The organism is Paenibacillus sp. ALE2 (assembly GCF_054113385.1).
Genome location: NZ_CM134213.1, coordinates 692,502 through 719,361 on the forward strand (window position 1 = coordinate 692,502; position 26,860 = coordinate 719,361).

A 26,860-nucleotide genomic window follows, 5' to 3' on the forward strand; every position below is an offset into this window, starting at 1 on the left:
GCAGAGAAACATTGGAATACACAAATCAGATTTCAAAGGTTTAAAAAACAGAGGGACTCAGCAGCTCATCCCCGTTCGTGTGATTTAATGTACTCGGAGGGTGTCATACCTGCCCATTTTTTGAACACCTGGCTAAAATATTGCGCGTTCCCGCCGAAGCCGAACCATTCCGCCAGCTCAAACACCTTTACGTCTCCCGTCTCCCGAATATGCTCAGCCGCACGTTCGATCCGGTAACGATTGACGTAATGCGAAAAGTTTTTGCCTGTCACTTTTTTGAAAATTTTCCCTAAATAGTCGGAATTCATATAGAGCATTTGACCCGCCACACCGTTCAGCGAAAGATCGGATTTTCTATAGTTTTGCTCAATAATAGTGATCATTTTATCCACCGTGGAAGATTGGCGATATACATTGCTTTTATAATAAATTGCGGTCATTCGTTCGGCGGCTTCCTGTACAAAAGATTTGAGGCATGCCAATGTTTTTTGCTCTGCCAGCACGACCATTCGACTCGTGAACGCCGCACGCTCTTCTTCAGGACATATACGAATCATGGCCGCATATAGCTGTAGCACATAAGAACGGGTTACGGAGATTTCTAGCTTCATACGGGACAGGATGCCGAACAGCCGATCCACTTCCTGTGCAACTTCCTCCCTATTTCCAGCCTTGATCAGCAGACCGAACTTCTCTTCGTCCAGTTCCAAATCTGCCATCTCCCGGGTGTCATCAGCCGCCAAATCTTCCTTCGTAATGAGGCTGCCCTCCCCGGTGTAAAAGCGGTGATTCATACAATGCAATGTCTCCCGGTACATCCCCCGCGAATGCTGCATGCTATCCGACTCGCTAACTGCGACGGTCACCTCTAGCTTATAAAAACGGTGGAACGTCGTACGTACCGCTTCAATCTGTTTCATAAACCCAGACGTGTCATCCGCACTTTCCAGCACAATCAGCAGCTGCCCTTGCATCGTCGTACTGAGCAAGACATGATCCATTAAATCCCCTGCTATATTTTGCAAAGCAAACAAATGCTCCGGCTCATGGGACTCCTCTACCCGCAGCAGCAGCATTCGAACCTGCTTATCTTGCAACTCCAGACCGAACAAACGCTCATAAAAAGCGATATCACGGCTACCGTAAGTCTTATAGGAAATAAACTCCTTCAAAAAATGCTCCTTCACATGCGGTAGCATACGCTGAAAATCAAGCTTCATCCGGTTCACAAACTGCTTGCGTTCTTCCTGTTCCTCTCGCTCCTGTCCCAGCTCAGTCAGAGCCTCATGAATTTGCCGCTCATTGCAGGGCTTCAACAAGTAGTGCTTTACCCCGTATTGCATGGCCCGACAGGCATAGTCAAAATCTTTGTAGCCAGACAGCAGAATAAAACGAACATCTGGAAAATGCTCCGTCGTTTTGGCAACGAGTCCGATACCGTCCAGTCCTGGCATGGAAATATCGCTGATCACAAAATCAGGCGGGCTCGCCTGGATCTGATCATATGCCTCAATCCCATTACGCGCCGTACCTACCAGCTGTGTTCCGGCCTTGCCCCAATCAACCACCTGTGATATGCCTTCTAAAATCATACGCTCATCATCAACCAGTAGCACCTTGTACACGACCCTGATCCCCTTTCACATATGGAATACAGACATGAATTGACGTTCCTGTTCCTGACTCGCTGTGCAGTTCTATCCCCCAAGGTGTACCAAATGTCAGGTTAATCCGTTCCTGAATATTCGCAAGTCCAATGCCCCGCCCACGGGTTGTGATCTGTCCGCTGCGTAGCTTTTCCAAGAAATCCGGGGTCATTCCAGGCCCGTCATCTTCAACCCGCAGGAACAGCGCTCCCTCGCTTTCTCTGGCCACAATCGTGATCCGACACGGTTCAATACGCGGCTCCAGCGCATAATGGATCGCATTCTCCACCAAGGGCTGAAGCGTTAGCTTCGGAATTTGTGCATCCATCAGCTCTTCCGGGACATCGAGGTGGAAATCGAGGCGCTCATCAAAACGTGTTTTTTGGATCGTTACGTAGCTCCTTACGATATCCAGCTCTTTTTGAAGTGGAATCAACTGCTCTTCAAAACTGACCGTGCTGCGTAGTAGAAAAGCAAGGGCTTCCACCATTTCTGAAATCCGATCCTGCTTATTGGCCTTGGCGAGCCAGTTCACAGATTCTAACGTATTGTATAGAAAATGTGGATTAATCTGTGCCTGTAGCGCCTTTAGCTCTGTTTCCCGCAGCAATAGCTGCTTGGCAACATTCTCATTAATAAGCTCGCGGATACGGCGGATCATCTTCTTATACGTCCGATGCAAGAGACCAACCTCATCCTGTGTGGAAAGGGGTACCGCCCCAAGCGCTTCCTCTTCCAGACGGTCGAGGTCGCCTTTTTCTATTTTACGCATGTTCTGGATCAACTGAACGATCGGTTGAGTAATGCTGCCCGACAGCCTCGCGCCCAGCGCCAATGCAATAAGCAGCATAATGACAAAAATAGCGCTTACAATTTCTTTGATTATCGTAATACTGCGGAACATATCATCAAAGGGAGTCATATGTAAATACGTCCAGCCCGTATATGAGGATTTGATCTGAGCAGCAAAAAAGGTTCCGCCTGTATAGGTCGCGATCCCGTAAGGCTGCTTCCGCGCAAGCTCTGCCTGAATATCGCTCTCACTCAAAAGCGGTGTTTCGGGATAAATCATCCGTCTTCCGTCTGTAATCATCAACTGTCCGTCACGGCCGGAAGTCTGCACTCGATCCGCTACAATCCGGTCAATTCGTACACGAATCGCAAGCGTGCCGAGCCCGTTCAGCGTAAAATTGGAATCGGTAAAGGATTTGAATTGCCGCGCTGCCAGCAAGGAGGAGTGACCTGCCGCATACCATGCATGGGAGCCGTCATATTCGTCTGCCAACTCCGACAGGGTGGATCGAAGCTCTTGGGGGATACCTTCGCGGTTGCCCGCACTCATGACCTGTCCCTCTTTGTCGATTACCATCATAGAATAGACATAGGTTTCAGAGCCGGCGAAGGCAATAAGCCTATTCGTTATTTTTTTGCGCAGTACTGTTTTGACATAAGGTGATGTTTCCTTTTCCAATTGGAGCAAATAACGCTGAAGCTGCTCGTCCGTTATTACCTTAAACGTAACTTTTTCAACATCCTTCAGTTCATTTTCAATGCCAATCGAAGAAATATTGAGTACTTCAGATGTCTTTTTATACATTTGATTATCATAAATATGAAATACGTATTTAAGTATGACTGCAACAACCGCAAAATTAACCAGCATGAGCACCGTAATCAGCAGTACCATCTTATGATGGATTCCGGCATTTTTGTAAGCGCTCTTAAAATAGGTAATCAGTACACGTCGCCTCCTTCGCACGTCCTGCCCGTCCAGCTCAAAATGGAGAAAACTCTATATATTATACAAAATACCCCATGCCTTGGTCATTCGGCAAGAGGTATTTGGGCTTGCTTAGCGTTAATCGTTTGCTTTCGATTTGTCCGCCTTGCTCATATATTCATCATATCGATCATCAAGCTCACGTGCCATACTCCGGTATTTACGCGTCTCCTCGACAATAGGGTCCATTTGAGTCTGAACCCGCACCTCATATTTGGGACTGAGTCGTTCCCGTTTTTTGGCCTCATTCTCACGAATTTCGCCTTCCGTCAGCAGTTCACTGAGCTGGCGTTCCAATTCTTCGGACTGGCTCATCGCGATTTCCTCCTTCAGGATGATGGTGTACGTAGTATTATAACCCGGTTGCGTCTGCTTCTTTCAGCACTTGAATAAGTTGAGAATGAATAGCTGTATTCGTAGCTACAATATGCCGCACACTCAGGTCATAAGGTTGGCCCAATGTGTCCGTAATAGTACCTCCTGATTCCTGTACCAGCAAAGCGCCCGCGGCCACATCCCAGGCATTCAAACCGATTTCGCAATAAGCAGACAAACGTCCCGACGCCACATAAGCCAGATGCAATGCTGCCGAGCCGAGCGCCCGAATGCCGCGTACCTGAGGTGTAAGAACCTGCGTAATTTTCATATTCAACGGTTGTGCATACGTACGATCCGGCGGGAAACCGATGCACACCAAACTATCTCCCAGCGTCTCTTCTCTCGATGCTTGCATGCGATTGCCGTGGACATATGCGCCTTTTCCTTTTTCCGCTACAAACATTTCATCACGGGACGGATCATAAATTACCCCGACAATCACTTCACCACGATGAGCCAAGGCAATAGACACACTGTAGTACGGCAGACTGTGCACGAAATTGGTAGTGCCGTCTACCGGATCAATAATCCATAAATATTCCTCTTCACGGGCAGCTTCTAATGCTCGGGCTGAAGCTTCGGCTCCCGGCTCTACCCCTTCTTCACCCAAGATGGCATGATCGGGAAAATGGGTGAGAATGAGTCTACGAATCATCTGTTCTGCACCTTTATCTACCTCGGTCACTAGATCGGTCGGCGACTGCTTGGTATTCAATTGTTCAACTGTGCCCAGCCTGCTTTTAATCCATTCCCCGGCTTTGGATGCCGCATTAATAGCCACGGCCGTATAGCTTTTTCCTGATACGATATAGGGAACCTTTTCGTTTTCATGTTCGTTCAACGTGTTCACTCTACTTTCTATATCATTGTTACGTGGTTTACGAGCCTGCCCAACAGACATTCTCTTAACCATCTCTGTTTCAGTACAAGTTTGCTAGTTTACACATTCTAGTATACACAATAAGCTTCATAAAGTTTCTCCATATGGAAGCTTTATCCGCGAAATACTGCTTTCTAAGGCGTAATTTCTATGGAAGCCCCATCCAACACTTTGACCCCGTTATCTTCCTGAAGACGCAGTTCATTCATTAATCCGAACAACGCTTCATCCTTAAGTTTGGCTTCAAGCATGACATCAATCCGATCCGTATATCCAGCAATATTACGCAGAAAGGTCAGCAATGGCTCCATCAGAACACCGTCTGCATGACCACGAGGGTCTTTTTCACTTTTGGGACTGGACGCATGGATTTTGGGCGGCAATGGATGATCCGCAGAAGATCCGGCTTGGGCCAATTCCCCTTTCCAGGTATCCAATATATCCGGCCAAAGCTCCCACGGCTTCTCCCCCTCGTTATTGACCCATTGATGATGAATATCAAGAACCATCGGCAAGCCTGTTATTTTGCAAGCTTCCAGTGTTTCCACCGCATTAAACGTTTTATCATCATTTTCCAATGTTAACCGTTCTCTTAATGAAAGATCCAGCGCACTAACCTGCTCTACAAAACGCTGACCTGAGGTCACCTTATCTCCGTATGCACCACCAATATGAATGTTGTTCTTGGCTTCGGCACTAAGTCCCATAGCCTCCAGCATCGCCACGTGGTACTTCAGATCATGAATGGAGCTTTGCAACACTTCAGGACGGGGAGTGCTCAGCACTGTAAAATGATCGGGGTGAAACGATACCCTCATCTTATTCGCCTTGACATAGTCCCCCACCTCTGCAAAATCAGCAGCAAGCGCCTGAAATGGGTCCCAATCCCTCAGATCTTGATGGGTCGCAAGCGGAATCAGCTTGGATGAGAAACGATAGACCTGAATATCACTCGCACGATTATGACGCAGCAGCCTCAATGTATTATGGAGATTTTCGGCTGCAATTCGTTCTAACTTACGGATCGCGGCTTCTCGGTCTCCGATCTTGTTAAAGCTGGCCATGGTCATGGTTTTAGAAGGGGATGCATTTTGCACGGTGACCGACATGGCAACATAACCGAACCTTACGATCATAGATGTCCTTCCTTTCAGCAGTTCGCAGTAGATGGCAAGGCCGATTTCATTCTGTGACCTAAACCCCTTTTCTACTGATCATACCCGGAAAAGCACCTGCTGATTCGGTGTATTGCACAAAAATGTAAGAAACAAACAGCTAGGATTGCTGCTGTGCTCCAAAAAACATTTCATCCGCCAATGCGGTCTGAATTCTCGATTCTTCTTCGTTCAGCTTACGAATAAGAGTCATTTCTACCTCGGTCACTTCGTCACCTTGGAAATTGATTTCAGCGATACAGCCCACAATCTGAACGATGGCTACTGCCACGTTATCCACGCTGTAAGCGATAACCTTCTGTCCTGTCGGAAAAACACGCAGGCCGGATTTAACCATTTTGCCACGTCCATATTCCAGCAGTTCATAAAGTTCTTGTTCACTCTTGAATTTGCACACCGAGTTAAATTCAGTTTGAAAGCCCATGTGTAGCCGCCACCTTTCATACTTAAGGGTTTGGTAAAATGCTCAAGTCTATCAATGTATATGAACAAAAAGGAGAGTGATCAGCTCCCCTTCGTTTTTCGTTTATGAGTTCTCATAGTGCAGTGCCGACCTGCGCTCATAACGCTCCAGTGCAAGAGCAATCATGCGATCCAGCAGACTTACATAGGATACGCCGGTTTCTCTCCACAATAATGGATACATGCTGAACGGTGTAAAGCCAGGCATTGTATTCACTTCATTAATAAGGATATGTCCATCTGAGCGTCTGACGAAGAAATCGGCACGGGAAATCCCGCAACCTTCCAGAGCACGGAAAGCTTGCAATGCGGCTTCACGGATACGATCTGCCACTTCCTCGTCCAGTGGTGCCGGAATGAGCATTTCCGATTGACCATCGGTATATTTGGCAGCATAGTCGTAGTAATCACTCGACGACACAATTTCACCCGGTACCGAGGCAATCGGCTCGTCATTGCCAAGTACGCTGACTTCAATCTCACGGGCATCGACGTACTCCTCCACAATCACCTTCAGGTCAAATTGCAGAGCCAGATCTACAGCCTTTTCCAGTTCTTCTCGGTTACTCGCTTTGGAAATACCAACACTCGATCCCAGATTGGCTGGTTTGACAAAGCAAGGATAACCCAACTCAGTCTCTATGTTACGCACCAAGTCATGACCGGTTTGTGCCCACTGTGTACTATTAAAATAGCAGTATTTCACTTGCGGCAATCCTGCATGCTCAAACAGCTTCTTCATGACGCCTTTATCCATACCTGCTGCCGAAGCCAGCACGCCTGCCCCGACATAGGGCATATCAGCCATTTCGAACAGACCCTGAATCGTTCCGTCCTCGCCAAAGGTGCCGTGCAGCAGCGGAAACAGTACATCCAGCGTCTGCTCTCCATACAACTTACCGAACAACGTATCTAATGCCGCCTTGGTGCCGCCCTCAGCGTGCTCCAGCTTCAATTGGTCTACAGTAGTCAAAGGCGCACTTAACAGCGTCCCTCTACGCCAATCGCCAGCCTTCGTAATATAAAAAGGAATAATCTCGTATTTCTCATAGTTAAAAGCGTTCATTACCGCATACGCCGTTTGCAGCGATACCTCATGTTCACCCGATTTACCACCGTACACCAGCCCTACGGTCAATTTTTGATTTGCCATGCCTATCCTCCGCTTTCCTGCTTTCGTCATTGTGCCTGATTTGCTTCACTGTACCTGTTATCCATCATCTCATTTAAAAATAGTCGGCGATGTGATAAAAGCGATATACCGTATTGTCCGTCCACGCATACGAATTTTTATAGTCCCAATAACGATGTCTAGAGCTTACCGTATGTGCATTGACTAGCGGCATGCCGCCAGCATCAAAGGCCGTTACCACCGTGCTGTGCTGGAAAGTTCCGTCACCATCCCAATCATAAAAAATGACGTCCCCCAGCATGAGCTGCTCCGGTCGACTCACCTGCTCTGCGGTCAACCCCCAGGAGCTGGAGCCCAAATACCGCTCCAGACTGTTGGAAACCGCCCAGCTATAGCTCCACAGCTCACGTCCGGCGACCCGTCCTTTATACCACCAGCCCGATTCTCTTTTACCAGTATAGTGGATCGGTGCACCACCTGCAAAGAGGCACTGCGAGATATAATTGGTGCAATCCACATCAAACGCCTCAAACTCCGGGTTAAAGTTATCCCACCACTGATCTGCATAGGCCGCTGCTTCTTCACGACGATATCGACTGGGGCGTGCTGATGAGCCGAAGCCCAGCACACCACGATTCAGCAGCGGCAGACTTCCTCCCTGATTAAAAGACGCTTGTTCAAAAGGAACCTCTCCTCCCGCCGGCTTTCTTTCTGCCGGATCGCGCTCGATCCTCGTCACCTGCCAGGCTTCGCCCTCGCGTGTAAACGTTAGACGCTCCCGTTCAATCCGATCCTCCCGGTGCGTCATCCCGCCTTTCTCATAAAAGAGCCTCACATGCAGTTGTACATCGACCACTGCCTCATCCGGGGTATCCTGCACTATTCGTAGCGGCTTGGCGCGTGTCTCGCTGCGCAGGGGAACAGCGTCCCGTTCGTTGTACCACTGCTCCAATCTGGCCGCACGTGCCGCCCGCTCCATTCGCTGGCCCACCTCCAGGTACTCATCCGGCTGTGGTACACCATTTACCTCACTGCGATTGTACTGATTCACATAAGCAAAAAGGGCCTGTTTCCATTCCCGCTCCCCCATCCCTATCCCTCCATTTTTCGTCTCGCTATCCTTATTCGGGGATAACCACGCTGATATATAACTTCCTTCTTTCCTCTCTGGTCGGATATGCTCTCTATCTATAAGTATGAATCTCTAAAGCTTGGTATGAACATCGAAACGCGGGGGAACGGAACGTTTTATTTTCCAGTCTGAACACGCATAATTTAGGTCAAAAAAACTTTACGGAACCGTCTGAAAACGGTATACTTAATCCAAAAGCAATCATTTTGAAATCATGTTTCATCTAATGAAACGAATTACATTCATCTCAACCTCTTAACTTACAATGTACTACTGAAGATGAAATTGAGAACGCAACCAATTAAAACCAAATGTGCATGACGTCGAAAAAGACATCCCTATTTTCCCGCAAGCATCCACTTCAAGGAGGTAATACTTATGTCAGGAAAAGATCAATTCTCCATTGCCCGTAGTTTGGAAGTTAACGGGAAGCCTTATCGCTACTACAGTCTTAAGGCACTGGAGGAACAAGGAAAAAGCGGTGTTGCCAAGCTGCCTTTCTCCATTAAAGTGTTGCTGGAAGCAGCGGTTCGCCAGTTTGACGGACGCGCCATTACGGAAGAACACGTGCAGCAGCTGACAGGCTGGGCTGAGGATCGTGACACCAACAAGGAAATTCCGTTCATTCCTGCACGTATCGTGCTTCAGGATTTTACTGGCGTCCCGGTGGTTGTCGATTTGGCAGCTATGCGTGATACGGTGAAAAAAGCGGGCGGCGATCCGAAACAAATCAACCCGCTCGTTCCCGTCGATCTCGTAATCGACCACTCGGTCATGGTTGATGCTTTCGGTACCGGTGACGCGCTGGACTACAATATTAATGTAGAGTTTGAACGTAACGAAGAACGGTATCGTTTTTTGCGCTGGGCGCAAACGGCATTCAATAACTTCCGTGCGGTGCCGCCGTCCACCGGTATCGTTCATCAGGTTAATCTAGAGTATCTCGCTTCCGTGGCTGCCACCAAAACCATCGACGGCGAAACTGTTGTCTTCCCGGATTCCCTTGTGGGAACGGACTCCCATACGACGATGATTAACGGACTCGGTGTCGTGGGCTGGGGTGTCGGCGGGATTGAGGCAGAGGCGGGTATGCTGGGGCAGCCGTTGTATTTTGTCACTCCCGATGTGATCGGCTTCAAACTGACAGGCAGTCTGTCAGAAGGTGCTACCGCTACGGACCTGGCGCTAACAGTTACGCAAATGCTGCGTAAAAAAGGCGTGGTCGGGAAATTCGTAGAATTTTACGGCCCAGGTCTGGCCAACATCAGCTTGGCTGACCGTGCGACTGTGGCCAACATGGCACCGGAATACGGCGCAACGATCGGCTTTTTCCCGGTTGATGCCGAAACGCTGGCTTACCTGCGCAGCACCGGACGTTCCGATGAGCAAGTCAGCCTCGTAGAGGAATATTACAAAGCTCAAGGCATGTTCCGCACAGCCGATACCCCAGATCCTGTGTTCAGCGATACGATTGAGCTGGATCTGGCTTCGGTTGTACCGAGTCTCGCCGGACCCAAACGTCCGCAGGACCGTGTTGAGCTAAGCCGCATGAAAGAAACCTTCGAAGGCATTATCCGTACCCCAGTAGACAAAGGCGGCTATGGACTGAGCGATGAAAAGATCGCACAGAAGGTTCCACTGACCCATCCGGACGGCTCCACCAGTGAGCTGGGTACTGGCTCAGTCGTGATTGCAGCGATTACAAGCTGCACGAACACCTCCAACCCAAGCGTTATGCTAGGCGCGGGCTTGCTCGCCAAAAAGGCAGTACAGCGCGGGCTCAAAAAGCCAGGCTATGTTAAAACAAGCTTGACACCAGGCTCGCTTGTCGTAACGGAGTACCTGCAAAAAGCCGGGCTGATCGAACCGCTTGAAGCCCTCGGCTTCCATGTGGCAGGCTATGGCTGCGCGACCTGTATCGGTAACTCCGGACCCCTTCCTGACGAAGTGAGTCAGGCCATTACAGACAATGATCTGACCGTTGGCGCAGTTATTTCCGGTAACCGGAACTTTGAAGGACGGGTGCATGCGCAAGTCAAAGCCAACTATCTCGGCTCACCGCCACTGGTAGTCGCTTATGCTCTCGCCGGCACGGTAAATATTGATATGGTGAACGAACCACTCGGTTACGATCAGGACAATCAGCCTGTCTACCTGAAAGATATCTGGCCTACTTCCGAAGAAATCAAGGAAGCGATCAGCCTGTCTCTGAGCCCGGATATGTTCCGTCGCAAATATGAAAATGTATTTACGGCCAACGAAAAATGGAATTCCATTCCGGTTCCTGAAGGCGAACTGTATGAATGGGATGAAAACTCAACTTATATTCAAAATCCGCCGTTCTTTGAAGGACTTCAGGATGGTGTGCAGGATATCAAGGAAATCCGTAATGCCCGTGTACTTGCCCTGCTGAATGATTCGGTCACGACGGACCACATCTCACCAGCAGGCAATATCGCCCCTTCCAGCCCGGCAGGACTGTACTTGAAGGAGCATGGCGTGGAACGCAAGGACTTCAACTCCTACGGCTCCCGCCGCGGTAACCATGAAGTCATGATGCGCGGTACATTCGCCAACATCCGTATCCGCAACAATGTAGCTCCAGGCACCGAAGGCGGTGTGACCAAGTACTTGCCTACAGATGAGGAAATGTCCATCTATGATGCGTCCATGAAATATCAGGCAGCCGATCAGAACCTGATCGTCATCGCCGGCAAGGAATACGGCACAGGCAGCTCACGTGACTGGGCGGCCAAAGGTACGTTGTTGTTAGGTGTTAAAGCCGTCATTGCTGAAAGCTTCGAGCGGATTCACCGCAGTAACCTGGTCGGTATGGGTGTATTGCCGCTGCAATTCCAGGAAGGCTATGGCTGGTCCAGCTTGGGCCTGAACGGTCGCGAAACCTTCGACATTCTCGGCATTGACAATGACGTGAAACCAGGTCAAGAACTTACGGTTGTAGCCAAACGCGAGGATGGCACCAAGTTCGAATTCCCGGTCACTGCTCGTCTGGACAGCACCGTCGACATCGACTACTACCACAACGGTGGTATCTTGCAAACCGTACTGCGTCAAATGATTCAAGCGTAATGATATAGCATCATATATACAACACCCCTGATTGCAGATTCATCTGCGATTAAGGGGTGTTTTTTATCTGTATGAGGCCCTATGTAAGGCAACAAACAGGACAAAAAAAGTCGATCCTCTCAGGACCGACTTCTAGCCACGTTCTCTTATAACCTTAGCTTCACACGCCAATTACTTCGAAATATCCAAAAAGCCCTCTCCGAATACGTCCCGTACGTCATGAATGGTGATAAATGCTGCTGTATCGATAGCTTTCACAATCTTTTTAAGCGCTGACACCTCTTGTTTGCTAATGACGATATATAAAACTTCTTTTGGATTTTTGGTGTAATATCCGTGGCCTGACAGGACGGTGACTCCACGATCCATTTGTGTAATGACCATCTCGGCAATTTTGTCTTGATGCTCCGAAATGATCATGACCGCTTTTTTCGGATTCAATCCTTCAATCATGAAATCCATAACTTTCGTACCGACGTACAAAATAACGATAGTTAGCATTAATTTTTCCGGGCCAATAATAAAGTAGGAAGAGAAGGCGACAATCAGATCAAAAAACAACAAGGCATAGCTGATATTCCAATCCAGATACTTGTTGGCAATCCGGGCTAAAATGACTGTTCCTGCCGTTGTACCACCAACCCGTACAATTAAGCCAATGCCGACCCCTACCAAAACTCCGGCAAATACGGCATTAATCGTCGGCTCATGCGAATCAATCCGCCAGTTGACTGTTAAATGTAAAAACAGCGAGTTAAAAGCGACCGCAATTATAGTATACAGAGTCGTTCTCTTGTCCAAAAATTTATATCCGACAATCAGCAGCAAGCCATTAATGACCAGATTGACGATCGAGGGAGACCACTGAAACAGGTAGTACAAGATGATCGTGACCCCTGTAACGCCCCCCTCACCAAATTCATTCGGGATCACATACAGATTAACAGCGAGCGCGAAAAAAAACGCACCTAGAATAATAAATACGATATCTGCAATACTTTTTTTCATATATGCTCTAATCCTCTCTCTAACATTTCAACGGATGAATTGCCAGATGGATTGGCTGACTCTTCTTGCCAAAATACGCTGACAACCAGTTCATGGTATCCACTACCCAACATAAAGTCAATACATCTTTGACACTTTAATTCGCCACCAGACTGCCTTAGTCCAACCTTATAATTCCGCAAAATTCCGCTAATACAAGGTTATTCGACAAAAAAACACAATCCCGACTACTAAACTGAGAAAACGGGCCTCTAGCCCTTGTTTAGGCCCTAGGCACATTTTCCCCTAAAATGACCATCCTCCTAATACACATTTTGGACACATACGACCATCTTCCTGTTTTATGTCAAAAGCGTTTTACTTTGGATAAATGCGGGTATAATGATTGAAACATTACCAAGCAACCTACACGGCATTACGACATCAAGTACATATACATAGTCCTATACAGACGTCCTAAGCAACTCAATCTGAATTTGACAAAATGGAATTGGAGGAATGACCACATGAATACAATGAACTTAACTGTCCACACCCTGATGCCTTTTCACCACCAATACCAACGTGCCAACGCGGTGAGTATGCAGAAGAAAGAAGACAGCTCGGAGAAGAAGCTCAGCTTTCAGGACATTTTGAATGAAAAAATGGGTAAAAAATAAAGCTCCGTTAATCCGGTAGCATGATCCCGCTTTACATAAGCTGAAAAGCCGTGGTTTCTACATCGACTGTAGAGAACCACGGCTTTTTGTTACTCACGCGTTTCTAAACCTTGCTCATACGTTTATGGAAATAAACCTCTGACGAGCTTAACTGTAATTTTCGTTGAGGCTTCCCAGTTGATTGACTTTTGTATCGCTACCGATTTTTACTGCCCAGCTTCCCGATACTGCTCTGCCTTCTCTCGCATCCCGGCGGCAACGGCTTCCTCAGTATTCAGTCCCTTATCGGCCGCATAGGCACGAATGTCCTGCGTGATACGCATACTGCAAAACTTGGGACCGCACATCGAGCAAAAGTGGGCTTCCTTGGCCCCCTCTGCTGGTAGCGTTTCATCATGGTAGGACAATGCCCGCTCAGGGTCAAGCGAGAGATTGAACTGATCGCGCCAGCGGAATTCAAAACGCGCCTTGGACAAAGCATCATCCCGCTGCTGTGCCCGCGGATGACCCTTCGCCAGATCAGCAACATGCGCGGCAATTTTGTAGGTAATAACTCCTTCGCGGACATCATCTTTGTTCGGCAGACCCAAGTGCTCCTTCGGCGTAACGTAGCACAACATGGACGTCCCGAACCAACCGATCATCGCCGCCCCGATAGCTGAGGTAATATGATCATATCCTGGTGCGATATCCGTCGTCAGCGGCCCTAAAGTATAAAAGGGGGCTTCCTTACAAATCTCCATTTGTAAATCCACATTCTCCTTGATTTTGTGCATAGGGACATGTCCTGGCCCTTCAATCATGACCTGGACATCATGCTTCCATGCAATTTGCGTGAGCTCGCCCAACGTCTCCAGCTCTGCAAATTGTGCTTCATCATTCGCATCATAGATACTCCCTGGACGCAGACCATCCCCGAGAGAAAAGGCCACATCGTAGGCTTTCATAATTTCACAGATTTCTTCAAAATGCGTATACAAAAAATTCTCCTGATGGTGTGCAAGGCACCAGGCTGCCATGATCGACCCGCCCCGGGATACAATTCCCGTCATTCTATTCGCCGTCATCGGTATATATCGCAGCAATACACCCGCATGGATCGTAAAATAGTCCACTCCCTGCTCCGCCTGCTCAATCAGCGTGTCTCGATACAGCTCCCACGTCAGCTTCTCAGCTTCGCCGTTCACCTTTTCCAGTGCCTGATATAGCGGCACCGTTCCAATCGGTACGGGAGAATTCCTGATGATCCATTCGCGCGTTGTATGAATATTCCGGCCTGTAGACAGGTCCATGACGGTGTCTGAGCCCCAGCGTACAGCCCAGGCCATCTTCTCCACTTCCTCCTCGATGGAGGACGTAACCGCGGAATTTCCAATGTTTGCATTGATCTTTACGTGAAATTGGCGCCCAATGACCATGGGTTCGCTTTCCGGGTGATTGATATTTGAAGGTAAAATAGCTCGTCCAGCCGCCAGCTCCTGTCGTACAAACTCGGGCTCTACGCCTTCGCGGATCGCCGCGAATTCCATTTCAGGCGTAATGATCCCTTGCCGCGCATAGTGCATTTGCGTCACGGTGCGTCCTTGCGAGGCCCGTAGCGGACGGTTGGTCACGCCGGGAAATTCCACTGTCTCCCGTTTGGAACCAGGCTTCATCCCGTTATCCTCCGGCTTGACGGCGCGGCCCTCATAAGCCTCCACATCTCCCCGTTCCAGTGCCCAAGCTCGCCGTAATGGTGGCAATCCCTGACGGATGTCGACCTGGTAGGCTTCGTCCGTCATCGGACCGCTGGTATCGTATACACGCAGTGGCTCATGATACTCGGTTCCCTGCGGCGTATGTGTGGGTTTTAGCGCGATTTCACGCTCAGGCACAGCAATATCCGGCCGAGAACCTTGAATATACACCTTACGGCTCCCCGGAAAGGGCTTTAGCCCACTGGCTTGCTCCGCTTTGGCCTTCTCTCCCTCTACTTCTATTATTCCTGCCAATCCTGCATCTGCTGATTTCACTCCTGTTTCTTTTGTTCCTTTTGTTTCTGTCGGTTTCATGGTCCATTCCTCCCGTTTCGTTGAAATGACACACCGATCCGAACCATTCCCAGGGTGGCGCTGATCTATGCAAAAAAGCCGGTTCCCTAGGGAACCGGCTAATCAAACGAAACAGCTATCCAAACCGATCGCACGTGGAATAATCATATTCCAATGCGCGGTCGTAGACAGCAGCTGCGTATACATTTCAATGGCCGATTACTTCCCTACGCTGGTATGATCCAGATCAGGTGCAAAGGGTCCGGAATCTTGCCTGATTCCATCTCAGCCCGCATTACAGGCTCCCCCAGTAACTGTGATACTTTCTATTCACATGAATTGGTGGCTATAACAGACATACCGCCATCTCTATCAGACTACTTTAAATTTATAGCTTTGGCAACCCTTGTATGATTTCCTTTTGTATTGATTACTGTCACGGAAGCATAAGCCCCATTTCCTTGGCTGCTTCGATCAAAATCGGTGCAAACTCATGCAGCGTCTCGGGCGCAAGTCGACTGACCGGGCCGGATACAGATAAAGCCGCCGTGACCTGTCCCTTTCGGTTCACAATAGGCGCGGCCACAGCCGCAGCTCCTGGCTCACGTTCTTCATAGCTGGTCGCATAGCCCTTCTCACGAATGTCCTGCAGCTGGGCTTTATAAACCTCCGGGTCTACCGAAGGTGGCCATTCTTCACTGCTTAGCAACACCTCCAGCTCCTGTGGTGGCATAAAGGCCGCCAGCACCTTGCTGGAGGCTCCCACAGCCAGCGGCATACACGCACCCACAGGCGCAACCCTGCGGATCGCCTGATTGCTCTGCACGGCTTGTATGCGAATACGCATGCTTCCATCCCGCAGGTACAAGCTGACCGTTTCCCCTAAGCGATCACGCAGTCCTTCCATTGCAGGCTGTAACAACACCGCCGGCTCATCGCTTTGGGACAGATGCGTGGACAGCTCCCATATGCGAAAACCAAGCCTATATTTTTCCGTTTCGGCATTCCGAACGACAAATCCCCGATCCTCCAGCGTAGTCAAAAGACGATGAACAGTGCTTTTATGTAGACCAATTTGGGAGGCAATCTCCGTTAGACCAAGATCAGATTCTGCGGTAAAACACAGCAGTATATCAAGTGCACGCTCTACAGCGCGGACGGTTAATTTACGGTCTTCCATCGTGAACCGCTCCTCTTGTATCCATATTCGTTTCACACTATGAAACATGGTTACATAAATTATATAGAATAGTCGCGGCTACTGTAAACCGATGTTTTTGTGACAACCATATTACAGAACAAGAACAAACATCGACAATTCTTTGCATCATTTTTACTTTTCCGGTTCAGGCGTTGACTTTGGATAATAGCCATCATACGATAATAGGTATCTATACGGACATACCCTACTATTTTCAAGTGGAATTATACCTAATTTTATATAAGGAGGCTCTTACATGATTTCGACATCCCAGCGCAACGCTCAGCTACAGACCGCTGTTCAGGAGCCGTCCACCCCACTCTTTAATCCCCGTATGCTGCGGTTCAAGCACGTTGTGATTGCTCTGCTGCTGTCGGTCGTATTTTTTCTGTTGTTTTGCTTTATTGCCTTGCATGCTTACATCGCCTGGGTGCTTACGAATCCCACCGTCGCACCCTTGTACTCTAATCCGATGCAGGCCAAAGGCATGCCTTATGAAGATGTCAGCTTCCCAGCCAAGGATGGTAGCCGTATCGTACAAGGCTGGTATATCCCGGCGGATCAATCGCGGAAAACCATTATTTTCAGTCATGGTTACGGGGCTAATCGCGAAGAAAGCTGGATTCCTATGTATGATCTGGCGCATTATGCCCACAGTCTGAACTTTAATGTGGTCATGTTTGATTATGGATTCGCGTCACAAAACAGCAAGGCCGTCGCAACCGGAGGTAAGGCGGAATCCCAGCAGCTTCTTGGAGCGATTCAGCTTGCGAAGCAACGCGGCTCGTCGGAAATTATCGTATGGGGCTTTTCTATGGGAGCAGGAACCGCTCTTCAGGCGGGCTTGCAAACCAAGGATGTGGACGCAATGATTTTGGACAGTACCTTCCTGCTGGAGCCAGATACACTGTACCATAACATTCACAATCAAATTAATCTGCCGAGACATCCGTCTTTGGAAATTTTGGAGTTGCTGTTTCCAGTCTTAAACGGCACCAGCTTGCATCAGATTCCATATCAAGAGGTTAAAAAGGAGAACTATCCGTTTCCAATCATGTTTGTGCATGGTACACAGGATGAAAAGGCTCCTTACCCCATTGCGGAAAAGCTTGCTGCCAATCAAACCAACCCGCTTTCCAGTGTATGGATTGTCAAAAACGGGATACATGAGCTTATTTTCAGAGAGCATCCCCGTGAATATTTGCGACGGGTATCGACATTTCTAAGCAGTGTGCAGGAGCTAGAGGACAAGAAAACCACTGCTGCTGCCCATAAACAAACGACTACGAAGTAAGAAATTATTTTTAAAACAAGTATTCATCGTCTTAAAGAAGCCTGCCTATGGACACTTAACCCGTGCCGTAGACGGGCTTCTTTTTTTATTTTCCATGAGTAATTATTGTTCTGCGCAACAGGTATAACCTGATGAAGGAAGTTCATAGACATATTCACGGTGAGACGGCGAATATACTGGGTACATATGCATCCAGGACAGATCTGCTAGATCTGCCGGATAGCCATAGCGGGATACGGGAGGTAAAAACGAATGCTGAGTACTTATGGGTCTTTCCTGCCCTTACGTGTGCTGGAGGAAATTCGTCATTGGAAGCAGCAGGAAAGTTGGCACGTGGAAGTAATTAAATCTGCTACTGAAGGGCTAGAACCTGCTTATGTGCGGCTGCTGGATGATTGGCGAACCGTATTCGAACAAACGGAACGCACCGCCATCGAGCTGCTCGAAGAGCAACGGAGCGCGCTTGATCCGGCAGAACAGGCATGGCAGCATCAATGGAAAAAAGAGTCGTCTGTTCCTCAAGCACATACACACCAGCTGGATGAATCATCAGCACATTCAAGGGGATCAGACGCATCAGCGACTGGAGAGAAATCGTTGTCTGAATCAGGCTTGAATTCACAGCCTGCCTCACAGGAATTAAATCGTCGATTGGACGATTTGCTGCAAACCGCGAACCGTCAATCACAAGAATATGTACGGCAGCTAGGTTTGCTGACTGAACACAGTCATGCATTGCGTCAACAGCCAAAATCCGCCGGAGTTGTAATACACGCAGCACATGAAAGTCAATATTTCCTGATCTCAACCACTCCCTTTCAAGAGCCCGGCTCCATCGCGCGAGCCGCTGGGCTGTATCATGTAGCGGCAGAGGGTAAGGATTACCCGGAACAAGCGTTTCGAGAGCGGCATGCCGGCATGAGAGGAGAAGGTTCTGGGGCTACTAAAGGCGTCCAGTCCGGCCAGGCTCAACCTTCGCCAGCGGAAAAGTCCTTAATCGGTCGCCCGGTCCCTATTGGCGGACATCGGCTCCCTCCGCTTCCTTACCCTTATAATGCGCTTGAACCGTACATTGATGAAAAAACGATGCGTATTCACCATGACAAGCATCATTTGAGCTATGTGAATGATCTGAATAAAGCGGAAAAGAAACTGGAAGAAGCCCGAAAAACAGGTGATTTTGATCTCGTAAAGCATTGGGAACGTGAACTGGCATTTAACGGTGCAGGTCATTATCTGCATACTCTTTTTTGGACGATCATGAGCCCTCAAGGCGGTGGAAACCCAAGCGGACCGCTGGCTGAACAGATTAAAAAGGATTTTGGCAGCTACGATGCCTTCAAAAAGCAATTTAGTTCAGCAGCCGAAAAGGTCGAAGGCGGCGGCTGGGCCATTCTGGTGTGGAGTCCGCGCGCCGGGCGGCTTGAAATTTTGCAGGCCGAAAAGCACCAGAACCTGACTCAATGGGAGTCTATTCCGCTGCTGGCGATCGATGTGTGGGAACACGCATATTACTTAAAGCATCAGGCTGAACGCAATAAATACATCGAAGATTGGTGGCATGTCGTCAACTGGCCTGAAGTGGAAGCGCGCTACGCTCAAGCCTCCAAGCTGAGATGGCAACCATTCTAAGCTAGAATAAACTACACCTGCAAATCGTACCGCTCTCTGAGCGCTTCTATTTGTCCAGTCAATTCTTCCGGTTGCACCAGCGAGCCATCGGCAGGCAAAATGGCCGCCCGACTCTCGACTACACGGCGTAGCGATGCTGTGTACGCCTCGACAGACGGCACTCCGGCCAGCTCTGCCAGGCTGCCCATCGTTGCCGGATTAACCCGGGGATAATCCGGCTGCAGCACGCCTGCCGGTGTATCCCCGGCTGCCTCCCGATAAAACTGCTGCACCGCCTGTGCGCGCTCTGCTCCGTGGCCCTCAATCATCACGAAGGCTGTGATGATATACGCCTTGGCTTGACGCCGTTGCGCAATGCCGCAAAACTTGCGTCCTCGGACGCTCACATCGTAATCCCCGGGACAGAAGGACCCGATGATTTCTCCAGTCTGCGCCTCGGCAGACCACGGGGCCAGCGCATCGGCAATCAGCCCTGCCATGAGCCGAAAATCCTCATGCAGGCTGATGGCCCGCTGCGGATTCGGCAAGATCAAGGACAGGTTCAGTACCCCCCTGTCCAGCATGACAGCTGCTCCACCTGAAGGACGCACGCATACCGACGTTCCTGAACTGCGCACTCGCTCCATCGCCTGTGGAGCGTTGGGAAGCCTGCGGTCCCGGTGACCAATCACAAGCGCTGCCGGATGCCGCCATACATGCAAAATGGGCGCAGCTCCTTTCCCTACTTGCCGACAAGCCAGCTCCTCCCAAGCCAGCGGAAACAATACGTCTTCCTGAGTAGTCATCAGTGGCGCTTCCAACCATTGCAACTCAGGCAATGCTGTTGTTATTTCTGTTGAGCTATGTATATGGTCCATACGTTATCCCCTATCTTAAAAATAACTGTTATCCATAGGCTAATCGTAATTTTCAAGGCAGCATGCTGCTATTTTTTTATTTCATCTTCTTCACAGTAGCTATCCCATTGTCACTATTACCGATGTTAACAAAAAAAGGCGGCTACGCCTATGCGTAAACCACCCTTTTTTTATCACTAACCATTGCATTCTGTTCAATTATTCCTTGATCAGGGACAAGAACTCTGCGCGTTGTGCTGCATTATCACGGAACGTACCGCGTACGGCAGACGTTACCGTTTTGCTGCCAGGCTTTTTGACACCTCTGGCACACATGCACAAGTGTTCGCCTTCCACGACCACCATAACTCCGTGAGCGGAAACCGCTTCATTTAAAATATCAGCGATCTGCGATGTAATACGCTCTTGTACCTGCAATCGGCGGGTCACCGCCTCCACCAAACGGGCTAGCTTGCTTAGTCCTACAATTTTACCGCTGGGTACATAGCCGATATGCACTTTTCCGAAGAAAGGAGCCATATGGTGTTCACACTGACTGTAGTAGACAATATCCTTCACGATTACAAGCTCCTCGTGATTCTCGTCAAATGTCACACCCAGCGCATCTCGTGGATCAACCTCATAACCCGCAAATATTTCCTCATACATGCGCGCAACACGTGCTGGTGTTTCCAACAAACCTTCACGCTTGGGGTCCTCACCGATCAGTTTTAAAATCTGCTCCACATGGTACTCGATTTTATCCCGGTTATCCGCAGCTTTGCGGTTAATATAATCTTTTACGCCAGCCACAGTAATCCTCCTCTATGCAGCAACCTCATGCGGCATCCGTACTCACGTTGCTCATTATTTCCGACGGCCCTGATTTTTACGCGCACCAGGCTGATTTTTGGAGAACTGTTGGTTCTTCATCATCTGCTGGGCTTTTTGCATCTGTTTCCCATTCAGGTTGTAGCCCATCTGTTTGGCCATCTTTTGCAGCGTTTCAGGGTCGTTCTGCATCTTTTCAAGCTGTTTGCGAAGATAATAAGCACCGATGAAAAATCCCCCGACCAAGCCAACAATCAGGGTAATAATCGGAATGACAATATTCCACACCACGAAGTCGTCACCTCTGTATATTTATATGAGACATCTTGAATTACACGAACCTATCATAGCAAAACATGGGACAGCTAGCAAATTACTTTTTGCAAACATATGTCCTTATTCCTTCTCCAAATCCAGCAGCTTCATTTTGACTGGCAAGCCTCCGGCATAGCCAACCAAACTACCGTTTGCACCCGATACACGGTGGCATGGAAACAGGATAGGCAATGGATTTTTGTTATTGGCTTCGCCGACAGCACGTATCGCCTTGGCTCGTCCAATCGATTCTGCAATATCTTGATAGGACACACTTTGTCCGTACGGAATATTTTGCAGTGCGCGCCATACCTGCTCTTGAAAAGGAGTGCCTCTCAAATCATAGGCTATACTGAATTCCCGTCGTTCTCCCGCAAAATATTCACGCAGTTGTTCTGCAGCTTCGCGCAGCTTTTCCGGCTCCTGTACATAGACATATTCCCCGACCCATGTCCGGGCCCATTGCTGAAGCAATGCTTCCTTCGCATAAAAAGAGCCATAGTCAATTCGGCATAGCCCTCGATCCGTAGCACACAGCGTCAGAGTGCCCACAGGCGTCTCCATTTCGTCATAATAAATCTTAGTTGGACCCTGTGAATCCTCCGTCTTTAATTCAGCAGAAGTTTGCTGCTCTGCCTGCTCTTGTTCCGCTAGTTTGGAATGCGCCTGCGCGATCATTTCGCGTACTTGCTCATGTTGTTCCTTCTCTGATGCTTGCTTGATCGCTGTCATAGCGTTTTCCCCTCCTATTCGACTCAAAGCCCACGCCGCCGTGCCTCGCAGCTCGGGACGCGGATCATCCAATAAAACCTCCGTCAATTTGGGCACCGCGCTAACATCCTTGAAATTGCCAAGACCAATGACTGCATTGCGTTGAATCGGCTTCTTCCCCCGCCAAGCCGCTGCACTTTGACCAAACCGGTCTTTGAATTCACGATTGCTCAAATCCAGTAACGGTAACAGCAACGGCTTTACAATTTCAGGATCGGGTGTAAGCTCGGGATGATGATCCCAGTTAAGGCCTCGATTTTTGGGACATACGATTTGACACGTATCACATCCATACAGCCGATTCCCTATTTTCAGCATAAACTCCTCGTCCAAAAAGCCCTTGGTTTGCGTCAAAAAGGACACACACCGCTGGGCATTCAGCTGTCCCGGACCTACAAGCGCGCCGGTAGGACATGCATCCAAACATTTGGTGCACTCTCCGCAACCATTCGTAACCGGTTCATCGGGCTGGAAGGGAATGTTCGTCAACAGCTCCCCGAGATAAATCCATGACCCCAGTGTCGGTGAAATCATCATCGTATTTTTGCCGCTAAAGCCAATTCCTGCGCGTTCCGCAACGGCTCGGTCCGACAATTCTCCGGTATCCACCATGTTTTTCAACAGTGCATCAGGTACCCGCTCACTTATAAAAGCCTCCAGCTTTTCCATCGCTTCGCGCAGTACCAGATGATAATCTTTGCCCCAGGCTGAACGCGCCATAATACCACGGTATTTGCCCTTGTCCGACTTCGGCGGGTCCTTCATTTTCGAAGGATACGCCACCGCAATGGCAATCAGGGATGCGGGCTGCGAGCCATACAGCTCTGGATAGATACGCTTATCAATATCGGGCTCCTCAAATCCTGATTCATAGCCTTTAGCACGATGCTCTTCCAATATAGCTTTCAGAGACAGAAAGGGATCGGCGGATGCGAACCCGATAGAATCAATCCCCAGCCCTGGAGCTGCCTCAATAATTTCCTGCTTGAGCGAAGCCCAAGTCGAAGCCGTTCCGGTCGCCGTCCGAGTTAGTTCGCGTTGCATCCGATACTCACCTCTCTTTCACAATTCTTCGTTGACAGATAGGAGAATGATGTATCATTCTCCTATCTCAAATTTCAACAGAAAATAGCAGCAGATGCTACCGTAAATTTTTAACAGCACTCGTCGCCAGAAAATCACAGCGATTATTCAGTTCGTTGTCACTGTGGCCCTTCACCTTCACATATTCAACCTCATGCTTACCCATTAGTTCCCATAGTTCTTCCCAAAGTTCCTTGTTCTCCACCGGCTGATTTTTACTGTTGCGCCAGCCATTACGGAGCCAATTCTTAATCCAGCCTTGTTTGAAGCAATTGACGACATAGGCAGAGTCACTGTGTACTTTTACACGGCACGGCTCCTTGAGCAGCTTCAGCGCTTCAATCACCGACTTGATCTCCATGCGGTTGTTTGTCGTCATTTTTTCGGCACCCGACAGCTCCTTACGATGCTCTCCATACAGCAAAACAATCCCCCAGCCCCCTGGGCCCGGGTTCCCCGAACAAGCACCGTCGGTATAAACCATCACTTCTTTCATCGTCCTCTTCCTTTCCTGATTGGGAATCGCTGATCCGTTATAACTCTGATCTGTTTGTGCGTGTTCCCCATTGATTTCAGACTCATAACTGCTCTATAGCCACTTCCACTCCAAGATCGGCCAAAATATAAACTCTGCACGTCCCAGTAAATCTTCAGACTTAACGCTGCCAAAATACCGGCTATCCTTGCTTGCAGCCGTATGGCGATTATCTCCCATGACAAAGAAGTGTTCTGGCTCCACCGTAAAAGGACCGTAATCACCATCCTCCACGTCCGAGTTGGTGTACGGTTCATTTAGCAGCTCACCGTTTACATATAAATGATTATGCTCAATCCGAATGACATCTCCGGGAATACCTATGACTCTTTTCACTAAAAATCTTGGGCTGGACAGTTTGGAATCGGGATCTTTTAAAATCACAATGTCCCCTCTTCCCGGATCATGAAAATTATAAACCAGCTTGTTAACGAACAAATGCTGGCTTTCCATTAGCGTCGGCTGCATCGAATGTCCTCTGACCGTAGACAAGTTAAATACAAACAGGTTCAGAAGCAGCAAGACAACCATCGCGATCAGCAGAGTGACTAACCAATCGCGTATGTAACCAGAGCGACCTGCCTGTTTGGACGTTTCCGGTGAAGGAAGCGGGTCTGACGAAGGAGCCAAAGCGTCCATAATTAACCTCCTCAACCCTGTTATAAATAGAAAAGCATATCCCGTACCCGATTGCAACGGTTACTCAGATATGCTCTAAATGTAAATATTATACTTCGTTTCTGTATATCGAATACCGATTAATGAGGTGCCAAAATACTCAGCTTCTGAAACGCCTGTAAAATCTGGCTTGCTCCGTAGCCCATAGCTTCGTACAACGGCATGGCCGCACTGTTATGCTTGTCCCCTGCTACCCAAATACGGCTAACCTTACGTTGCTGAAAACGCTGCTCCATGGACTCCACAAGCGATTTCCCGATTCCCATCCGACGATGATCCGGGTGAATAGCAATACGATAATAACAACCATGATTCTGATCAATCGTGCCAATCAGGGCACCAACGATCTCTCCCTCTTCTTCGGCAACGACGATCAAACCGGAATCCCACGAAAGCTGACGGGCAAAAGCACCCACCGTCTCTTTGTAGCACTCCTCCGACAAGGCAATTTGCATGAGCTCCGTTACTGAATTCACATCACTTAATTGAAAGGAACGAACGTGCATAGTAATATCTCCCTTTTCGTAAGCATAATAAATAAATTGAGACAGCACCGTCATTTTTACATAAATCCATAAAGCGCTTATCATGGTGTTAATCACAAGGCATTATGATAAAAATGCATACGATCTGCTATATATGAAATGAAGAACAGGAAAAGGGTGTATGCCCTCAAGTTTGTCGTGTCATAGACATGACAGTTTATAGCAGACGACAAAAAAGCCCAAAATTCTGCTTCCTTGACCATTAAACCATACTTTTTGACGGAATACATCCCTTTTTCTCATGTAAGCGCTGTATATAAAGCGTTTACATTTTAATGTTCACAATTTACCTCTTATTACCTATGTATTATGTATTCCAATCGTGTTTTTGGACATGCTAGCTACCAGGCCCAATTGCCCAGTTTGGTATTTTACAAACAAAAATGTTGAAAAAATAGGCTGAATGCGGTTTAATATAACTATCGAGGGTATTATTACATAGGAACACTTACCCAACCATATAACCAGGAGGGATTTTATTATGGCATTTCAATTACCTGAACTTCCTTACGCAAAAGACGCACTGGAACCACATTTTGATGCACTGACAATGGAAATTCACCATGATCGTCATCATAACACATATGTTACGAACTTAAATGCAGCTCTGGAAAGCGCTCCTGAACTGCAAAGCAAAAGCCTGGAGGATCTGATCTCCAATCTGGACAGCGTTCCTGAAAGCATCCGCACTGCGGTTCGCAATAACGGTGGTGGACACCACAACCACAGCCTGTTCTGGGAAGTTATCGGTCCTAACGGCGGTGGACAGCCAACAGGTGCAATTGCTGAAGCCATCAACAATGAACTGGGCGGCTATGACAAATTTAAAGAAGACTTCACTAAAGCAGCTACAACTCGTTTTGGTAGCGGCTGGGCTTGGCTGGTTGTCGGCAAAGACGGCAAATTGGCGATCACTAGCACTCCAAACCAAGATAGCCCGCTGTTCGAAGGTCTGACTCCGGTCCTTGGACTGGACGTTTGGGAGCATTCTTACTACCTGAAATATCAAAACAAACGCCCAGACTACATTGCAGCTTTCTACAATGTAATCAACTGGGATGAAGTTAACAAACGTTACGCGGCTGCAAAGAAATAAGCCAGTAACAACATTCTTATCCTAAATCATGAAGGGCTGTCTCTAAAGTAGATTTTCTACGAATGAGACAGCCCTTTTGGCATTCTGTGGTAAACTGGTGGAAATCATTCTTTATTACAGTCCCTGGAGGGTAATGGATGCAGACTTTTTTTCGTTACAATTGGATGGTTCGGGAACAATGGTACCGCTGGTGTGAAGAGGTGCCGCAGGAGGAACTGCTGAAAGAACGCATCGGCGGGGTTGGCGGCATTCTAAAAACGCTCTTTCATATCGTTGATGTAGAATGGAGCTGGATTCAAATCATTCAAGGCAAACCTGATTTTCAGGAAGACTTCTCTCAGTATAATACGCTGAATAAAGTCCGCGAGCTGGATGCAAAGTTTCGACTCGATGTAGAGCCGTTCGTACTCGCCTGGCATGAAGGTCTGGAACGAAAAAGGTTTGAAGATCACCTCCCGGACGGCAGAATTGCGATTGATGCCTGGGGCGAGGTAATGCGCCATGTCATTGCCCACCAGATTCATCATATCGGGCAGTTATCCGTATGGTCGCGCGAGCTTGGCAAGCCTCCGGTATCAGCCAATGTGATCGGCAAAGGGCTGATTGAGAGCGATCCCTCCCTATAAGTACGATACCCCCAAATAAAAAGGAGTAGAAAAGAGCCTGCAAGC

Annotated in this window: 24 protein-coding genes and 1 riboswitch; of the genes, 6 read left to right on the top strand and 18 right to left on the bottom strand. The window is 48.5% G+C overall.

The genetic code is table 11. The annotated features are described in order from the left end of the window. Positions 1-65 precede the first annotated feature (65 nt). From ACXHJ1_RS02790 to ACXHJ1_RS02825, 8 genes are all read right to left on the bottom strand, one after another. The gene (locus ACXHJ1_RS02790) at positions 66-1,625 is read right to left on the bottom strand and encodes a response regulator transcription factor (RefSeq protein ID WP_457905565.1); all 1,560 of its coding nucleotides are present in this window, start codon (positions 1,623-1,625) and stop codon (positions 66-68) included. Further along, a complete protein-coding gene (locus ACXHJ1_RS02795) occupies positions 1,603-3,333 on the bottom strand; it encodes a sensor histidine kinase (RefSeq protein ID WP_217484939.1) in 1,731 nt (576 codons plus the stop codon). The genes ACXHJ1_RS02790 and ACXHJ1_RS02795 overlap by 23 nt, the downstream gene beginning before the upstream one ends. A gap of 171 nt (positions 3,334-3,504) precedes the next feature. Then, a complete protein-coding gene (locus tag ACXHJ1_RS02800) occupies positions 3,505-3,741 on the bottom strand; it encodes a hypothetical protein (RefSeq protein WP_107734913.1) in 237 nt (78 codons plus the stop codon). 37 nt (positions 3,742-3,778) lie between these two features. After that, positions 3,779-4,645 carry an inositol monophosphatase family protein gene (locus tag ACXHJ1_RS02805; protein ID WP_029514326.1) on the bottom strand — a complete coding sequence of 289 codons (867 nt, stop codon included), beginning with the start codon at positions 4,643-4,645 and terminating at the stop codon, positions 3,779-3,781. A 173-nt stretch (positions 4,646-4,818) separates the two neighbouring features. Then, positions 4,819-5,820: a UV DNA damage repair endonuclease UvsE gene (uvsE, locus tag ACXHJ1_RS02810; protein ID WP_290410442.1), complete on the bottom strand. Its 1,002-nt coding sequence runs from the start codon at positions 5,818-5,820 to the stop codon at positions 4,819-4,821. Positions 5,821-5,959: 139 nt separating this feature from the next. Beyond that, the gene (locus tag ACXHJ1_RS02815; RefSeq protein ID WP_016819326.1) at positions 5,960-6,283 is read right to left on the bottom strand and encodes a hypothetical protein; all 324 of its coding nucleotides are present in this window, start codon (positions 6,281-6,283) and stop codon (positions 5,960-5,962) included. A gap of 102 nt (positions 6,284-6,385) precedes the next feature. Further along, positions 6,386-7,474 carry a D-alanine--D-alanine ligase gene (locus ACXHJ1_RS02820; protein ID WP_019686144.1) on the bottom strand — a complete coding sequence of 363 codons (1,089 nt, stop codon included), beginning with the start codon at positions 7,472-7,474 and terminating at the stop codon, positions 6,386-6,388. A 73-nt stretch (positions 7,475-7,547) separates the two neighbouring features. Continuing rightward, complete coding sequence (locus tag ACXHJ1_RS02825; protein WP_019686143.1) at positions 7,548-8,543, bottom strand: amidase domain-containing protein; 996 nt, start codon at positions 8,541-8,543, stop codon at positions 7,548-7,550. Between the two features lie 420 nt (positions 8,544-8,963). Between ACXHJ1_RS02825 and acnA the strand changes: the two genes are divergently transcribed. Then, positions 8,964-11,675, top strand: coding sequence for an aconitate hydratase AcnA (gene acnA / locus ACXHJ1_RS02830; RefSeq protein ID WP_457905566.1), 2,712 nt, complete (start codon positions 8,964-8,966; stop codon positions 11,673-11,675). Between the two features lie 171 nt (positions 11,676-11,846). Here acnA and ACXHJ1_RS02835 read toward each other — a convergent pair whose 3' ends face one another. Continuing rightward, entirely contained in the window at positions 11,847-12,683 is an 837-nt protein-coding gene (locus tag ACXHJ1_RS02835; protein WP_013369422.1) for a YitT family protein, read from the bottom strand. Between the two features lie 506 nt (positions 12,684-13,189). Between ACXHJ1_RS02835 and ACXHJ1_RS02840 the strand changes: the two genes are divergently transcribed. Further along, positions 13,190-13,342: a hypothetical protein gene (locus ACXHJ1_RS02840; protein WP_010348453.1), complete on the top strand. Its 153-nt coding sequence runs from the start codon at positions 13,190-13,192 to the stop codon at positions 13,340-13,342. Positions 13,343-13,548: 206 nt separating this feature from the next. On the opposite strand, the gene thiC is transcribed toward ACXHJ1_RS02840, so the two are convergent. Together thiC and ACXHJ1_RS02850 are read right to left on the bottom strand one after the other, a co-directional pair. Then, a complete protein-coding gene (gene thiC / locus ACXHJ1_RS02845; protein ID WP_457905567.1) occupies positions 13,549-15,393 on the bottom strand; it encodes a phosphomethylpyrimidine synthase ThiC in 1,845 nt (614 codons plus the stop codon). 186 nt (positions 15,394-15,579) lie between these two features. Further along, positions 15,580-15,691, bottom strand: a riboswitch (TPP riboswitch). Positions 15,692-15,808: 117 nt separating this feature from the next. Then, positions 15,809-16,552 (bottom strand): IclR family transcriptional regulator, encoded by a 744-nt coding sequence (locus tag ACXHJ1_RS02850; RefSeq protein ID WP_457905568.1) that lies wholly within the window; start codon positions 16,550-16,552, stop codon positions 15,809-15,811. 277 nt (positions 16,553-16,829) lie between these two features. On the opposite strand from ACXHJ1_RS02850, the gene ACXHJ1_RS02855 reads away from it, so the two are divergent. Continuing rightward, positions 16,830-17,867 carry an alpha/beta hydrolase gene (locus tag ACXHJ1_RS02855; RefSeq protein ID WP_017428436.1) on the top strand — a complete coding sequence of 346 codons (1,038 nt, stop codon included), beginning with the start codon at positions 16,830-16,832 and terminating at the stop codon, positions 17,865-17,867. Positions 17,868-18,119: 252 nt separating this feature from the next. Further along, a complete protein-coding gene (locus ACXHJ1_RS02860) occupies positions 18,120-19,499 on the top strand; it encodes a Fe-Mn family superoxide dismutase (protein WP_019686141.1) in 1,380 nt (459 codons plus the stop codon). 11 nt (positions 19,500-19,510) lie between these two features. Here the strand turns inward: ACXHJ1_RS02860 and ACXHJ1_RS02865 are convergent, their stop codons facing one another. From ACXHJ1_RS02865 to ACXHJ1_RS02895, 7 genes are all read right to left on the bottom strand, one after another. After that, entirely contained in the window at positions 19,511-20,356 is an 846-nt protein-coding gene (locus ACXHJ1_RS02865; RefSeq protein WP_434659569.1) for a lipoate--protein ligase family protein, read from the bottom strand. Positions 20,357-20,554: 198 nt separating this feature from the next. Beyond that, positions 20,555-21,148 carry a GTP cyclohydrolase I FolE gene (gene folE / locus ACXHJ1_RS02870; RefSeq protein ID WP_013369415.1) on the bottom strand — a complete coding sequence of 198 codons (594 nt, stop codon included), beginning with the start codon at positions 21,146-21,148 and terminating at the stop codon, positions 20,555-20,557. 54 nt (positions 21,149-21,202) lie between these two features. Beyond that, the gene (locus tag ACXHJ1_RS02875; RefSeq protein ID WP_013369414.1) at positions 21,203-21,457 is read right to left on the bottom strand and encodes a YneF family protein; all 255 of its coding nucleotides are present in this window, start codon (positions 21,455-21,457) and stop codon (positions 21,203-21,205) included. Between the two features lie 105 nt (positions 21,458-21,562). After that, positions 21,563-23,296, bottom strand: a complete 1,734-nt coding sequence (gene queG / locus ACXHJ1_RS02880; RefSeq protein ID WP_457905569.1) for a tRNA epoxyqueuosine(34) reductase QueG — start codon at positions 23,294-23,296, stop codon at positions 21,563-21,565. A 97-nt stretch (positions 23,297-23,393) separates the two neighbouring features. Next, complete coding sequence (rnhA, locus tag ACXHJ1_RS02885; RefSeq protein ID WP_019686138.1) at positions 23,394-23,831, bottom strand: ribonuclease HI; 438 nt, start codon at positions 23,829-23,831, stop codon at positions 23,394-23,396. A gap of 93 nt (positions 23,832-23,924) precedes the next feature. Further along, positions 23,925-24,509 (bottom strand): signal peptidase I, encoded by a 585-nt coding sequence (gene lepB / locus ACXHJ1_RS02890; RefSeq protein ID WP_117290627.1) that lies wholly within the window; start codon positions 24,507-24,509, stop codon positions 23,925-23,927. Positions 24,510-24,628: 119 nt separating this feature from the next. Further along, entirely contained in the window at positions 24,629-25,054 is a 426-nt protein-coding gene (locus ACXHJ1_RS02895; protein ID WP_013369410.1) for a GNAT family N-acetyltransferase, read from the bottom strand. A 520-nt stretch (positions 25,055-25,574) separates the two neighbouring features. On the opposite strand from ACXHJ1_RS02895, the gene ACXHJ1_RS02900 reads away from it, so the two are divergent. After that, positions 25,575-26,189 (top strand): superoxide dismutase, encoded by a 615-nt coding sequence (locus ACXHJ1_RS02900; protein WP_107734919.1) that lies wholly within the window; start codon positions 25,575-25,577, stop codon positions 26,187-26,189. 137 nt (positions 26,190-26,326) lie between these two features. Continuing rightward, a complete protein-coding gene (locus ACXHJ1_RS02905; RefSeq protein ID WP_016819340.1) occupies positions 26,327-26,815 on the top strand; it encodes a DinB family protein in 489 nt (162 codons plus the stop codon). Positions 26,816-26,860 lie beyond the last annotated feature (45 nt).

Bases quoted from the DNA above. Each gene is read 5' to 3' on its own strand.
- ACXHJ1_RS02795 (WP_217484939.1), bottom strand. From the start codon at position 3,333: ATGGTACTGCTGATTACGGTGCTCATGCTGGTTAATTTTGCGGTTGTT.
- ACXHJ1_RS02800 (WP_107734913.1), bottom strand. From the start codon at position 3,741: ATGAGCCAGTCCGAAGAATTGGAACGCCAGCTCAGTGAACTGCTGACG.
- uvsE (WP_290410442.1), bottom strand. From the start codon at position 5,820: ATGATCGTAAGGTTCGGTTATGTTGCCATGTCGGTCACCGTGCAAAAT.
- ACXHJ1_RS02815 (WP_016819326.1), bottom strand. From the start codon at position 6,283: ATGGGCTTTCAAACTGAATTTAACTCGGTGTGCAAATTCAAGAGTGAA.
- ACXHJ1_RS02820 (WP_019686144.1), bottom strand. From the start codon at position 7,474: ATGGCAAATCAAAAATTGACCGTAGGGCTGGTGTACGGTGGTAAATCG.
- ACXHJ1_RS02825 (WP_019686143.1), bottom strand. From the start codon at position 8,543: ATGGGGGAGCGGGAATGGAAACAGGCCCTTTTTGCTTATGTGAATCAG.
- acnA (WP_457905566.1), top strand. From the start codon at position 8,964: ATGTCAGGAAAAGATCAATTCTCCATTGCCCGTAGTTTGGAAGTTAAC.
- ACXHJ1_RS02835 (WP_013369422.1), bottom strand. From the start codon at position 12,683: ATGAAAAAAAGTATTGCAGATATCGTATTTATTATTCTAGGTGCGTTT.
- ACXHJ1_RS02840 (WP_010348453.1), top strand. From the start codon at position 13,190: ATGAATACAATGAACTTAACTGTCCACACCCTGATGCCTTTTCACCAC.
- thiC (WP_457905567.1), bottom strand. From the start codon at position 15,393: ATGAAACCGACAGAAACAAAAGGAACAAAAGAAACAGGAGTGAAATCA.
- ACXHJ1_RS02850 (WP_457905568.1), bottom strand. From the start codon at position 16,552: ATGGAAGACCGTAAATTAACCGTCCGCGCTGTAGAGCGTGCACTTGAT.
- ACXHJ1_RS02855 (WP_017428436.1), top strand. From the start codon at position 16,830: ATGATTTCGACATCCCAGCGCAACGCTCAGCTACAGACCGCTGTTCAG.
- ACXHJ1_RS02860 (WP_019686141.1), top strand. From the start codon at position 18,120: ATGCTGAGTACTTATGGGTCTTTCCTGCCCTTACGTGTGCTGGAGGAA.
- ACXHJ1_RS02865 (WP_434659569.1), bottom strand. From the start codon at position 20,356: ATGGACCATATACATAGCTCAACAGAAATAACAACAGCATTGCCTGAG.
- queG (WP_457905569.1), bottom strand. From the start codon at position 23,296: ATGCAACGCGAACTAACTCGGACGGCGACCGGAACGGCTTCGACTTGG.
- rnhA (WP_019686138.1), bottom strand. From the start codon at position 23,831: ATGAAAGAAGTGATGGTTTATACCGACGGTGCTTGTTCGGGGAACCCG.
- lepB (WP_117290627.1), bottom strand. From the start codon at position 24,509: ATGGACGCTTTGGCTCCTTCGTCAGACCCGCTTCCTTCACCGGAAACG.
- ACXHJ1_RS02895 (WP_013369410.1), bottom strand. From the start codon at position 25,054: ATGCACGTTCGTTCCTTTCAATTAAGTGATGTGAATTCAGTAACGGAG.
- ACXHJ1_RS02900 (WP_107734919.1), top strand. From the start codon at position 25,575: ATGGCATTTCAATTACCTGAACTTCCTTACGCAAAAGACGCACTGGAA.
- ACXHJ1_RS02905 (WP_016819340.1), top strand. From the start codon at position 26,327: ATGCAGACTTTTTTTCGTTACAATTGGATGGTTCGGGAACAATGGTAC.